The following is a 535-nucleotide window of genomic DNA, read 5'->3' on the forward strand; positions in this document are numbered from 1 at the left end:
TGCTCTGCAATATGTTGCAAGCACGTTGAGATGTAGTCATGCACTACAAGATCATTTGCCTTTGCGGTTTCAACAAGGCTATAGAGTATGGCGCTGGCATGCGCGCCATTGCAGGTATTTGAGAACAACCAGTTTTTACGCCCTATTACGAACGGTTTTATGGCTCGCTCTGCTCGGTTATTATCAATACTGAGCCTGCCATCTTCGAGGTAACGCCTGAATTTCTCAAACTGGTTTATCGCATAGGTAATTGCTTTCCCTAGCGCCATTTGGGGAGGGATTTTATCTTTGTGCTTGAGTAACCATTGATACAATTCATCAACGATTGGTTTGGCTTTTTGCTGCCTAACGGTGAATTTTTCACTGACCGATTTACCTTTGATGGCTTGCTCAATACCATAGAGTTTACGAATAAGGTTAAGTGCTACATCCGCTTTAACGGTTTTTTTATTATTACCTTTGGCCTCGATGAACTTACGGCGTATATGGGCTAGACATGCAACCAGTGTTGCCTTCGTTTGCTCGTATGCTTTGT

Annotated in this window: 1 protein-coding gene; it reads right to left on the reverse strand. The window is 43.2% G+C overall.

Annotated elements, in window-relative coordinates:
• The coding region (tnpC, locus tag HJP15_RS21650) for an IS66 family transposase (RefSeq protein ID WP_170174641.1) at nt 1–535 on the reverse strand (535 nt) is incomplete at both ends.

Source organism: Pseudoalteromonas sp. NEC-BIFX-2020_002, from assembly GCF_013002825.1.
Taxonomy (GTDB): domain Bacteria; phylum Pseudomonadota; class Gammaproteobacteria; order Enterobacterales; family Alteromonadaceae; genus Pseudoalteromonas; species Pseudoalteromonas neustonica.